This window comes from Streptomyces sp. NPDC050856, assembly GCF_040653855.1.
Taxonomy (GTDB): domain Bacteria; phylum Actinomycetota; class Actinomycetes; order Streptomycetales; family Streptomycetaceae; genus Streptomyces.
The window spans coordinates 134153-146638 of record NZ_JBFAGV010000010.1 but is presented as its reverse complement, the minus strand read 5'-3'; the positions used below and the strand labels follow the sequence as shown (position 1 = coordinate 146638).

Annotated in this window: 10 protein-coding genes; all 10 read left to right on the top strand. The window is 73.9% G+C overall.

All coding sequences use genetic code 11. The features are described from left to right. The first annotated feature begins 31 nt into the window (after positions 1 to 31). On the top strand, positions 32 to 904 hold the full coding sequence (rsmI, locus tag AB0H53_RS12470; protein WP_362110667.1) for a 16S rRNA (cytidine(1402)-2'-O)-methyltransferase: 873 nt from the start codon (positions 32 to 34) through the stop codon (positions 902 to 904). Positions 905 to 1036: 132 nt separating this feature from the next. Then, positions 1037 to 1459: a hypothetical protein gene (locus tag AB0H53_RS12465; RefSeq protein ID WP_362110512.1), complete on the top strand. Its 423-nt coding sequence runs from the start codon at positions 1037 to 1039 to the stop codon at positions 1457 to 1459. A 134-nt stretch (positions 1460 to 1593) separates the two neighbouring features. After that, positions 1594 to 2463 (top strand): TatD family hydrolase, encoded by an 870-nt coding sequence (locus AB0H53_RS12460; protein ID WP_362110509.1) that lies wholly within the window; start codon positions 1594 to 1596, stop codon positions 2461 to 2463. A 110-nt stretch (positions 2464 to 2573) separates the two neighbouring features. Then, a complete protein-coding gene (locus AB0H53_RS12455; RefSeq protein ID WP_362110506.1) occupies positions 2574 to 3896 on the top strand; it encodes a ubiquitin-like domain-containing protein in 1323 nt (440 codons plus the stop codon). Beyond that, positions 3893 to 4753: a 16S rRNA (adenine(1518)-N(6)/adenine(1519)-N(6))-dimethyltransferase RsmA gene (gene rsmA / locus AB0H53_RS12450; RefSeq protein WP_362110503.1), complete on the top strand. Its 861-nt coding sequence runs from the start codon at positions 3893 to 3895 to the stop codon at positions 4751 to 4753. The genes AB0H53_RS12455 and rsmA overlap by 4 nt, the downstream gene beginning before the upstream one ends. Next, a complete protein-coding gene (locus tag AB0H53_RS12445; protein WP_362110500.1) occupies positions 4750 to 5658 on the top strand; it encodes a 4-(cytidine 5'-diphospho)-2-C-methyl-D-erythritol kinase in 909 nt (302 codons plus the stop codon). The genes rsmA and AB0H53_RS12445 overlap by 4 nt, the downstream gene beginning before the upstream one ends. 137 nt (positions 5659 to 5795) lie before the next feature. Continuing rightward, positions 5796 to 7598, top strand: coding sequence for an ABC-F family ATP-binding cassette domain-containing protein (locus tag AB0H53_RS12440; protein WP_362110497.1), 1803 nt, complete (start codon positions 5796 to 5798; stop codon positions 7596 to 7598). A gap of 245 nt (positions 7599 to 7843) precedes the next feature. Next, entirely contained in the window at positions 7844 to 9676 is a 1833-nt protein-coding gene (locus AB0H53_RS12435) for a PQQ-binding-like beta-propeller repeat protein (RefSeq protein ID WP_362110490.1), read from the top strand. A gap of 143 nt (positions 9677 to 9819) precedes the next feature. Then, a complete protein-coding gene (locus tag AB0H53_RS12430) occupies positions 9820 to 11583 on the top strand; it encodes a PQQ-binding-like beta-propeller repeat protein (protein ID WP_362110487.1) in 1764 nt (587 codons plus the stop codon). Between the two features lie 191 nt (positions 11584 to 11774). After that, complete coding sequence (locus AB0H53_RS12425; RefSeq protein ID WP_362110484.1) at positions 11775 to 12470, top strand: LuxR C-terminal-related transcriptional regulator; 696 nt, start codon at positions 11775 to 11777, stop codon at positions 12468 to 12470. Positions 12471 to 12486 lie beyond the last annotated feature (16 nt).

Here is a 12486-nt window from a genome sequence, read left to right as displayed (position 1 = left end):
GGCTGCGAGGATGGCACCCGTGACAGCAACGGTGACCGGAACGCTCGTACTCGCAGGGACCCCGATCGGCGACGTCGCGGACGCACCGCCGCGGCTCGCCGCCGAGCTGGGGACCGCCGACATCGTGGCCGCGGAGGACACCCGGCGGCTGCGCCGGCTGACCCAGGCGCTCGGTGTGCACACCACCGGGCGGGTCGTGTCGTACTTCGAGGGCAACGAGTCGGCCCGTACGCCGGAACTGGTCGAGGCCCTGGCCGGCGGGGCGCGGGTGCTGCTGGTCACCGACGCGGGCATGCCGTCCGTCTCCGACCCCGGCTACCGGCTGGTCGCCGCCGCCGTCGAGCGGGACATCAAGGTCACCGCCGTCCCGGGCCCGTCCGCGGTGCTCACCGCGCTGGCGCTGTCCGGGCTGCCGGTGGACCGGTTCTGCTTCGAGGGCTTCCTGCCGCGCAAGGCGGGCGAGCGGCTGGGACGGCTGCGGGAGGTCGCCGGCGAGCGGCGCACCCTGGTCTACTTCGAGGCCCCGCACCGGCTGGACGACACCCTTGCCGCGATGGCCGAGGTCTTCGGCGAGGAGCGGCGGGCGGCGGTGTGCCGGGAGCTGACCAAGACCTACGAGGAGGTCAAGCGCGGCGGCCTGGGCGAGCTGGCGCGCTGGGCGGCCGAGGGGGTGCGGGGCGAGATCACGGTCGTCGTGGAGGGCGCCCCCGAGGCGGGCCCCGGCGAGCTGGACCCCGCCGAGCTGGTGCGCCGGGTGCGGGTGCGCGAGGAGGCGGGGGAGCGGCGCAAGGAGGCCATCGCCGCGGTCGCCGCCGAGGCCGGGCTGCCGAAGCGGGAGGTCTTCGACGCGGTCGTGGCGGCGAAGAACGCGGCAGGCAAGGACGCCACGGAGGGGAAGGGCTAACCTGAGAGGCAGAGCCGACACCGCGCCGCGAGCCTCTCGGCAGGGGAAGTCCCAAGACCGGTCCATTGTTCGGCAGGGCTGATGCGCTCCAGGCCGTGAAGGCGTCCACTGGTTCAGTGGAGAGGAGCTGGCATGAGCGAGATGGCAAGCACTCCGGTCGTCCATGAGGCCTACGCCTTCGCCTGTATGAGGTGCGGCTACGGCTGGGAGCAGGAGTACGACATCGAGCACCACACGGACGCGCACGGCGGCCGGCTGGTGGTCTACAGGTCGGACGGGCACCGGGTCCCCTCGCCGCTCTCCGCCCCCACCTGCCCCAACTGCGAGTCGCACCGTCTGCGCATCATGCGCTCCGGGCGGGTCTCCTCGGTGCTGGACCTGATGGCGCAGGCGTCCGTCGCCAAGAAGGACGCGGCCGAGCCCATCTCGGCGGCCGGGCCGGTCGGCCAGCGGGCGGAGGAGCCGAAGAGCGGCCGGGGCGGGGCCGGGCAGGCGGAACGCGAGCCGCACCACTGGCACCTGTCGGACCTGCTGCACCACTGGCACCGCAAGTAACCCGCCGCGCCGCCCGGCCAGGCCGCCGACGGCCCGTGTCGGATCCCTCGGCGCCGCCCGGCCCCGGTCCGGTGGCGGCCCGCCCCGGTCCGGTGGCGGCCCGTCGCCTCCGGCCCGCCTCGTACGATCGGGGCATGAGTTCCAAGGACGCTCCGCCGCCGCTGCCCGAGCCCCTCGGGGTGCCGGTCGCCGATTCGCACACCCACCTGGACATGCAGTCCGGCACCGTCGACGAGGCCCTCGCCAGGGCCGCCGCCGTCGGCGTCGACACCGTGGTCCAGGTGGGCTGCGACCTCAAGGGCTCCCGCTGGGCCGCCGAGACGGCCGCCGCGTACCCGCAGGTGCACGCCGCCGTGGCCCTGCACCCCAACGAGGCCCCGCGCATCGTGCTCGGGGACCCCGACGGCTGGTCCCGCCAGGGCGCCCGCGAGGCCGGTGGCGACACGGCACTCGACGACGCCCTCGCCGAGATCGACCGGCTCGCCGCGCTCCCGGAGGTCAAGGCCGTGGGCGAGACCGGCCTGGACTTCTTCCGTACCGGCCCGGACGGCATCGCCGCGCAGGAGCGGTCCTTCCGCGCCCACATCGAGATCGCCAAGCGGCACGGCAAGGCGCTGGTCATCCACGACCGCGAGGCGCACGCCGACGTCCTGCGGATCCTCGCCGAGGAGGGCGCCCCGGAGCGGACGGTCTTCCACTGCTACTCCGGCGACGCCGAGATGGCCCGGATCTGCGCGGCGGCCGGGTACTTCATGTCGTTCGCCGGCAACGTGACCTTCAAGAACGCCCAGCCGCTGCGCGACGCGCTCGCCGCCGTCCCCCGGGAGCTGGTCCTGGTCGAGACGGACGCGCCGTTCCTGACGCCCGTGCCGTACCGCGGACGGCCCAACGCCCCGTACCTGGTGCCGATCACGGTGCGGGCCATGGCGGCGGTGCGGGGCGTCGACGAGGAGGCCATGTCGACGGCCATCGCCGCCAACACGGCCAGGGCGTTCGACTACTGACCCGGGGTGGCGGCGCCCTCCGCGGGGCCCGACGGACGCCATAACGGTATGACTCTGTGTAGCCGAGTCGCTTTGGAGAGTGACTGCCCCTCCGCTAGTGTCCCGGCCTCGTGAGCAACTCGCAGGGCAGTCACCGAGCCACCGCGGCCGCACGTGGCGGGCGCCGCGCCGCCAGGACGGCCGCCGAGCCGCTCCTGCCCCGCCAGAGTCCCGGCGCCGAGCCCGCGGCGCCCGCCGGGACGGCCGCCGGGGCACCCGTCGTCGTGGGTCCCGGGGGCAGCCGGGCCCAGGCCCGCCGGGACGCCCGGGGCCGGCGCCGCAGGGCCGCCGTCCCGGCCGGGGCCGACGGGCTGCGCCGGCTCGTCCCGCAGGCGCTCGTCGTGGTGTTCCTGGCCGGCGGCACCAGCGCGTTCGTCGCCAGCGACAAGGCCGTCCGGCTCAGTGTCGAGGGCCGGCCGCGCACCATGCACACCTTCGCCGACGACGTCGCCGAGCTCCTCGCCGACGAGGGCCTCGCCGTCGGCGCGCACGACCTGGTGGCCCCCGCCCCCGCCGCCGCCCTCAGCAGCGGTGACGAGGTCGTCGTCCGCTACGGCCGCCCCGTCGCGCTCACCCTCGACGGGCAGCGGCGCCAGGTGTGGACCACGGCCCGGACCGTGGGCGAGGCACTGCGCGCCCTGGGCGTACGCGCCGAGGGCGCCTACCTGTCGGTCGCCCGCTCCGCCCCGATCTCCCGCCGGGGCCTCGTCCTGGACGTGCGCACCGAACGCGCCGTGACCTTCATGGCCGACGGCCGGGAGCGCACCATCCGCACCAACGCCGCCACCGTGCGGGAGGCGGTCGAACAGGCCGGCATCACCCTCAGCGGGGAGGACACCACCTCCGTACCGCCAGGCAGTTTCCCGCGCGACGGCCAGACCATCACCGTGATGCGCATCACCGGGGGCCAGGAGGTGCGCGAGGAGGCCATCCCGTACCAGGTGGTCAGGACCGACGACCCGGCCCTCTACCGGGGCACCGAGGTCGTCGCCCGGCAGGGACGGCACGGGGTGCGCCGCATCACCTACTCCGTGCGCACCGTCAACGGAGTCGCCCAGCGGCCCCGCAGGATCGCCGACGAGGTCGTCAGGGAGCCGGTCGACCGGCTCGTGAAGGTCGGCACCAGGCCCAGGCCCGCCTCCGTGGACGGCGCCGACCACCTGAACTGGTCCGCCCTCGCCCAGTGCGAGTCCGGCGGCCGGGCCGACGCCGTGGACCCGTCCGGCACCTACGGCGGGCTGTACCAGTTCGACGCCGGCACCTGGCGCTCCCTGGGCGGCAGTGGCCTGCCCCAGGAGGCACCCGCCGACGAACAGACATACCGGGCGAAGAAGCTCTATGTGCAGCGGGGGTCGAGTCCCTGGCCGCACTGCGGTCGTAGGCTGTATCGGTGAGCACCACTGAGCCCGACGCACTCCTCGGCCCCGCCGACATCCGTGAACTGGCCGCAGCGCTGGGCGTACGCCCCACCAAGCAGCGCGGCCAGAACTTCGTCATCGACGCCAACACCGTCCGGCGGATCGTCCGCACGGCCCAGGTGCGCGAGGACGACGTGGTGGTGGAGGTCGGGCCCGGCCTCGGCTCATTGACCCTGGCACTGCTGGAGGCGGCGGACCGGGTCACCGCCGTCGAGATCGACGAGGTCCTCGCCGCCGCCCTGCCCGCGACCGTCGCCGCCCGTCTGCCCGGACGCGCCGAGCGCTTCTCGCTGGTCAACTCCGACGCGATGCTGGTCCGGGAACTGCCCGGCCCGCCGCCCACCGCGCTGGTGGCGAACCTCCCGTACAACGTCGCCGTACCGGTCCTGCTGCACATGCTGGAGCGCTTCCCGACCATCGAGCGCACCTTGGTCATGGTCCAGGCCGAGGTGGCCGACCGGCTGGCCGCGGGCCCCGGCAGCAAGGTGTACGGCGTGCCGTCGGTCAAGGCCAACTGGTACGCGGAGGTCAAGCGGGCCGGCGCGATCGGGCGCAACGTCTTCTGGCCGGCGCCCAACGTCGACTCGGGCCTGGTGTCCCTGGTCCGCCGGGCCGAGCCGGTGGCGACCACGGCGTCCAGGAAGGAAGTCTTCGCGGTGGTGGACGCGGCCTTCGCGCAGCGCCGCAAGACCCTGCGGGCCGCGCTCGCGGGCTGGGCGGGCTCGCCCGCCGCGGCCGAGGCGGCGCTGGTCGCCGCCGGCGTCTCGCCGCAGGCGCGGGGCGAGTCGCTCACCGTGGAGGAGTTCGCACGCATCGCGGAGGCCAAGGCGTGAGCACCACCGCCGTCACCGTCCGGGTCCCGGCCAAGGTCAACGTCCGGCTCGCGGTGGGCGCCGCCCGGCCCGACGGCTTCCACGACCTGGCCAACGTCTTCCTCGCCGTGTCGCTGTACGACGAGATCACGGTCACCCCGGCCGACACCCTGCGGATCACCTGCTCGGGGCCGGACGCGGACCAGGTGCCGCTGGACGCCACCAACCTCGCCGCGCGTGCCGCCGTCCGGCTCGCCGAGCGGCACGGCGTCGCGCCCGGCGTCCACATCCACATCGCCAAGGACATCCCCGTGGCGGGCGGTATGGCGGGCGGCAGCGCGGACGGCGCGGGCGCGCTGCTCGCCTGCGACGCGCTGTGGCGCACCGGCGCCTCCCGGGAGGAGCTGCTGGAGATCTGCGCCGAGCTCGGCAGCGACGTGCCGTTCTCCCTCGTGGGCGGGGCGGCGCTCGGCACCGGACGCGGCGAACGGCTCACCCCGCTGGAGGTCGGCGGCACCTTCCACTGGGTGTTCGCGGTCGCCGACGGCGGGCTGTCGACACCGGCGGTGTACGCAGAGTTCGACCGGCTGACCGCCGGAGCGGACGTCCCGGCGCCGGCCGCGTCCCCGGCCCTGCTGGACGCCCTGCGCACCGGTGACGCCGGCGCGCTGGCGGGGGCCCTCGCCAACGACCTCCAGCCCGCGGCCCTCTCGCTGCGCCCTTCCCTGGCCGGCACCCTGGCCGCGGGGACGGCGGCGGGCGCGCTCGCGGGCCTGGTCTCCGGCTCGGGTCCCACCACGGCGTTCCTCGTCAAGGACGAGGAGGCGGCCCACGCGGTCGCCGGCGCCCTGCTCGCCTCGGGCACCTGCCGCACGGCGCGCCCTGCCATGTCCCCGGCCCCCGGCGCCACGCTGCTCGGGCGCTGACGGCGCCCCTCTCCGCTCCGCCCCTCCCGCTCGGCGGCGGGCGACCGCCCCCGGCCCCGGCCGATCGCCGCAGGCCGGGGCGGTGCCGGTGGCGACTACCCTGGGATGTCGACCCTTCCCCCAGTAGCAGGAGTGAAATGGCCGCCAATCTGGTCAATGTCGAGGCAGTCAGCAAGGTGTACGGCACCCGCGCGCTGCTCGACGGTGTGTCCCTCGGCGTCTCCGAGGGGGACCGGATCGGCGTCGTCGGGCGCAACGGCGACGGCAAGACCACCCTCATCCGGATGCTCGCCAAGCTGGAGGAGGCCGACACCGGCCGCGTCACGCACAGCGGCGGTTTGCGGCTGGGGGTGCTCACCCAGCACGACTCGCTCGACCCGGCCGCCACCGTCCGGCACGAGGTCATCGGCGACCTCGCCGACCACGAGTGGGCGGGCAGCGCCAAGATCCGCGACGTCCTGACCGGGCTGTTCGGCGGTCTGGACATGCCGGGCTTCCCGCAGGGGCTGGACACCGTCATCGGGCCGCTGTCCGGTGGTGAGCGGCGCCGTATCGCGCTGGCCAAGCTCCTCATCGCCGAGCAGGACCTGATCGTGCTCGACGAGCCCACCAACCACCTGGACGTGGAGGGCATCGCCTGGCTCGCCAAGCACCTCCAGGAGCGCCGCTCGGCGCTCGTGTGCGTCACCCACGACCGCTGGTTCTTGGACCAGGTCTGCACCCGGATGTGGGACGTGCAGCGCGGCACGGTCCACGAGTACGAGGGCGGGTACTCCGACTACGTCTTCGCGCGCGCCGAGCGCGAGCGCATCGCCGCGACGGAGGAGACGAAGCGGCAGAACCTGATGCGCAAGGAGCTGGCCTGGCTGCGGCGCGGCGCCCCCGCCCGGACGTCCAAGCCGCGCTACCGCATCGAGGCGGCCAACGAGCTGATCGCGGACGTGCCGCCGCCGCGCGACACCAGCGAGCTGATGAAGTTCGCCAACGCCCGGCTCGGCAGGACCGTCTTCGACCTGGAGGACGTGACCGTGACCGCCGGGCCCAAGGTGCTGCTCAAGCACCTGACCTGGCACATCGGTCCGGGTGACCGGATCGGTCTGGTCGGGGTGAACGGCGCGGGCAAGACCTCGCTGCTGCGGGCGCTCGCCGACGCGGCCACCACGCAGGGCGAGACCCAGCCGGCGGGCGGGCGGGTCACCGTCGGCCGGACCGTGCGCCTGGCCTACCTCTCGCAGGACGTGGCGGAGCTGGCGCCGGGGCTGCGGGTGCTGGAGGCGGTCCAGCAGGTGCGCGAGCGCGTCGACCTCGGCAAGGGCCGGGAGATGACGGCCGGGCAGCTCTGCGAGCAGTTCGGCTTCACCAAGGAGAAGCAGTGGACGCCGGTCGGTGACCTGTCCGGCGGTGAGCGGCGCCGGCTCCAGCTGCTGCGGCTGCTGATGGACGAGCCGAACGTCCTGTTCCTCGACGAGCCCACCAACGACCTGGACATCGAGACGCTGACCCAGCTCGAGGACCTCCTCGACGGCTGGCCCGGCTCGATGGTGGTGATCTCCCACGACCGGTTCTTCGTCGAGCGCACCACCGACAAGACGTTCGCCCTGCTGGGCGACGCCACGCTGCGGATGCTGCCGCGCGGCATCGACGAGTACCTGGAGCGGCGGCAGCGCATGATCGAGGCGGCCTCGCCCGCCCCGGTGGTGGCCTCCGCGCCCGCCAAGGACAGGTCGGCCGGCGACGCGCGGGCGGCCAAGAAGGAGCTGCAGCGGATCGAGCGACAGCTCGACAAGCTCTCCGACAAGGAGAGCTCTCTGCACACCCAAATCGCTGATAACGCAACAGACTTCGAAAAGGTGGCCAAACTGGACGGGGAGCTCCGCGAACTGTCGGGTCAGCGCGAGGAGTTGGAGCTGCGCTGGCTGGAACTCGCCGAAGACGCCTAGCCGGACCGGCGCGTGGGGAACGCGCGCGGAGCCGATAACGAGGGCATCACGGGCCGGTCCTCCCTTGGGAACAGGGGGCGGACCGGCCCCTTTGGCGACCACCCCGGGTGATACAAAGAAGGCCCGCTCGAGTCACGTACCACTGCGGAATCCATGTCCGATTCGCTCCTTTCCGGCGGTGCGTTCACGCCGGAATCGCGGGGGAGGCCGGTCGGTCAGCGGACCGCACGAAGGGGGAAGCGCTGATGACTCAGCCGCCCAGCCACCAGCCGTCTCAGGGGGGATACGGGTTCCCGCAGGAGCCCCAGCAGCCGCCCGGCACGCCCCCGGCCCCGCCGCAGACCCCTCCGGTGCCGCCGTCCGCCCCGCCGCAGACGCCCCCGGCCCAGCCGGGTTACGGCTACCCGCAGGCACCGGCGCAGCAGTCGGGCCCCTACGGCCCGCCGCAGCCCGGTCCCCACGGCCAGCAGCCGAACCCCTACGGGCAGCAGCCCGGCCCCTACGGCCAGCCCCAGCCGGGCCCCTACGGCCAGCAGCCCGGCCCCTACGGCCCGCCGCAGCCGGGTCCCTACGGCGGTTACCCGGGCCAGCCGCAGTACCCCGGCGCCCCCACGCCTCCTCCCGGCGGGGGTGGCGGCAACCCCTTCAAGGGCAAGCCCGGCGTCGTCATCGGTGCCGCCGTCGCCGCGCTGCTCGTCATAGGCGGCGGCACCTGGTTCGCGCTGAGCGGTGACTCCGGTGGCGAGCCCGAGGTCAAGGGCTCCAGTGCCGCACCCGCGCCCACCGGGTCGGTCGAGGTCGACGAGGGCGACGGCAGCGGCGACGGCAGGGCGGCCGAGGACGACCTCAACGCCGACCGCAAGCCCGGCGAGGCCAAGGTCGACTGGCTGGTCACCAACGACGTCGACCTGCCGCGCAACGGCGCCAGCGTCTACGGCCCCTGGGTCGTCGGTGACACCGTCGTCAAGGGCATGTACCGGAGCCTGGCCGGCTACTCGGTGACCGACGGCAAGAAGAAGTGGGAGATACCCTTCACGACCGACCTGTGCGCCGCTCCGGTCGCCCCCGCCACGAGCGGCACGATCGTCATCGGCGTCAAGGACGGCACCGGCGAACGGGCCGACTGCACCGTCCTCCAGCAGGTCGACCTGAGGACCGGCAAGGCGGGCTGGAAGGCTCCCGTGCCCAAGGGCAGGGGCTTCAGCGCCCTCTCCGACATCACGCTGGCCATCAGCGGCAACACCGTGACCGCCGCCGGGACCAACAACTCCTACGGCTTCTCGCTCACCGACGGCAAGCAGCTCTTCGGCAAGCCGTCCGGCCGCTGCCAGCCGTTCGCCTTCGCGGGCGGCCCCAAGCTGATCGCCGCCGCGAGCTGCCCCACCGGCGACTCCGACAAGAGCCAGCACCAGCTCAGCGAGGTCGACCCGGCCACCGGTACGCCGAAGTGGACCTACCGGCTGCCCGCCGGCTGGGAGGTCGACAAGGTGTACTCGGTCAGCCCGCTGGTGGTCTCCCTCACCCAGCGGGAGCCGAAGAAGTGGAGCGTCGTCGCGCTCACCGACGCCGGCAAGCTCCGCTCGCAGATCGCCGGCGGCACGGACAAGTTCCAGCCCAGGTGCGGCGGTTCCTTCATCGTCTTCGGCCAGAACCTCCAGGGCTGCGTCGGGGTGGCCGCCGACCCGAACACCTTCTACATGGCGACAGCGCCCACCCAGCTCACCAGGGGCACCAACGAGGTCGTCGCGTTCGACCTCGGCACCGGCAAGCCCAAGTGGCGCGCCGCCGCGGGCCCGGAGCGCACCATGACCCCGCTGCGCATGGAGGGCGGCGAGGTCCTGGTCTACCTGGAGGGCGCGTACGACAAGGGCGGCGCCGTGGGCACGGTCGCCCCGAGCGGCGGCAGCCCGAAGGTGCTCCTCCAGCACCCGGCGTCCACGGCCCAGATCGAGCGCTCCTTCTTCCAGCCGCAGTACGCCTACGACGGTGGCCGCTTCTTCATCGCCGCCGGCCGGGTCAGCGCGAGCAACGACGCCGAGGAGAAGCGGCTCAAGACCATGATGGCCTTCGGCAAGTGACGGGCACCGCACCGCGCTGACGCCGGGAGCGCCGCCGAGGAGCGGGAGGAGCCGGGCCCGACGGCCTTCGCCGAGTGACCCGGCCCGCCCCTCCCGGCGCCTCCCGTCCCGACTTCCGTCCCCCTCCCAGAGGTACGCACACGATGACGCAGCCACCACCACCGCCGAACCAGCCGCCCGGCCCACCGCCGAACCAGCCGCCCGGCCCGCCCCCGCAGGGCGGCGGCTTCGGCGCCCCGCAGGATCCTCCGCCCGGCTTCGGCGCGCCCACCCCGCCGCCGCAGAACCCCGGGTACGGCCACCCGCAGACACCGCCGCAACCCCCCGGCTACGGCTACCCGCAGACGCCGCACGGCTACCCCCAGGCACCGGGCCAGCAGCAGCCCGGGTACGGGCACGGGTACGGATACCCCACCGCCCCCGTACGGCAGCCGGTGCCGCCGCAGGGCGGCGGCCGGAGGCTGTCCACCCAGGCGCAGATCATCATCGCCGCGGCCGTCGCCGTGGTGCTGATCATCGCGGCCGGTGTCTGGTACGCCGCCGGCAGCGGTGACGACCCCGCCGACGACCCCAAGGCGTCCGCCGGCGCGACCGGGGGCGGCCAGGGCGGTGGCGCCCCGGCGCCCGACGGTGCCGGCGAGGAGGAGGCGCCCGACAACCCGCGGGCGAAGGTGGCCTTCCAGCTACCCCAGCCCAAGATCACCGACACCACCGACGTCAACGGCTCCTGGATCACCGACAAGGTCTTCGTCAAGCCCGGCGTCAACTCGATCGTCGGCTACGACATCGCCAGGGGCACCCAGCTCTGGACCATCCCGCTCCCGGGCCAGGTCTGCGCCGCCTCGCGGCACGTCAAGGACAACAAGACCGCGTTCGCCTTCGAGGCGGCCAAGCGGGTGCCGCCGAAGAACTTCGAGGTGTGCACCGAGGTCGCCGCACTCGACCTGGCCGCCGGCAAGCTGCTGTGGACCAAGTCGACCACCGGCGGCAAGGCCGGCGACCGCAAGGTCCGGTTCAGCGAGGTCACCGTGGGCGGCGGCACCGTCGCGGCCGGCGGCTCGGACGGCGGCGCGGCCTGGGACCTGGCCACCGGCAAGGAGCGCTGGAAGCCCGTGGTCGACAGCGAGTCCTGCTACGACATGGGCTACGGCGGCGGCGAGAACCTGGTCGCTGCGCGCAAGTGCGGCCCGTACGGCAGCCAGTGGGTGACGATCCAGAACCTCGACCCGGCCACCGGGACGCCGGTCTCGTCGTTCAAGATGCCCACCGGTGTGAACTACGCGGCCGTCGTCTCCACCAAGCCGCTGGTCGTCGCGGCCAACGTCGGTGACACCGCGACCGACGGCTCGGGCATCTCCGACCTGTTCTCCGTCGACGAGAAGACCGGCAAGCTGAAGGTGAAGATCGCGGTGGACAGCGGCCGGTTCGACGGCCGGTGCCCCACCACCGAGGTGGAGGGCTGCCGCCGGGTGGTCGTCGGCAACGGCCGGGTCTACCTGCCCACCGACGAGCACGAGGGGGCAGCGGAGTACGGCAACACCAACGAGATCGTCTCCTTCGACCTCACCACCGGGAAGCCCACCAGCGACCGGGCCGACGCGGGCGAGCGGTACTCGATGTGGCCGCTGCGCATGGACGGCGGCGACATCATCGCGTACAAGACCCCGCCCTACGACAAGGGCGGCCAGATCGTCAGCATCGACGGCGCCACCTTCAAGCAGACCGTCCTGCTGGAGAACCCGGGTGACAAGTCCGTCCGGGACGCGGAGCGCGCCTTCACCAAGGACTACGCGGAGATGCGGTACGCCGGCGGCCGGCTGTTCATCTCCCAGTCCATGCTGTCCAGACCGAGCAGTGTGGTCCCCGACGAGAAGAGGTACCTGGCGGTGTCGTACACCACCAACTGACGCCCTGGGCAAGCGAGTCGGCCCGGCACGCCGATCACCGGCGCGCCGGGCCGTCAGCATGACGCGGCGCAAGTAGCCCTGATTGGCGAAGAATTCGACATTGTGGGGGGCTCCTGCCGCGTAGAGGGCGCGCGATGTCGAACAAGCGTGTAGCTTGCCGGGTCAACAGTGCTGGGGGAGGGGGTTGCTCGATGGGCGTGCGGCTCATGGTGGTCGACGACCACCGACTGCTCGCAGAGGCGCTCGCCTCGGCTCTGAAGCTGCGCGGGCACCGGGTGCTCGCCGCGGCGGCACCGATCGCGGGCGCGGCCGAGCTGGTGGTGAGCCGGGCGCCGGAGGTGTGCCTGCTGGGGACGGCGGCACCGGCCGAACCGGGCGCGTTCGAGCCGGTCGTGCGCATCAAACGGGAGCGCCCGCAGGTGGCCGTGGTGGTGCTGGGGCCGGTGCCCAGCCCGCGCGGGATCGCCGCCGCCTTCGCGGCCGGCGCGTCCGGCTACGTACGCCACGACGAGCGGATCGAGGGGGTCGAGCGTGCCCTGGTCAAGGCGCGGGCGGGCGAGGCGGCGGTGGCCCCGCAGCTCCTCCAGGGCGCCTTCACCGAGCTGCTCAACCCGGCCGTCCAGCCGGACGACGAGGGGCAGCGGCTGCTGCGGATGCTCACCCCCCGGGAGGTCGAGGTGCTGGTCCGGGTCGCGGAGGGCGAGGACACCCGGCTGATCGCGGCCGGGATGGGGATCGCGCCGAGCACCGCGCGCACCCATGTGCAGCGGGTGCTGATGAAGCTGGGGGTGGGCTCGCGGCTGGAGGCGGCGGCGCTGGCGGCCCGTACCGGTCTGCTCGACCGGGCCGCCGTGGTGGCCCTGCCGAGGGGCCCCGGCGCCGGGTGAGGCCCGGGCCCGGGCG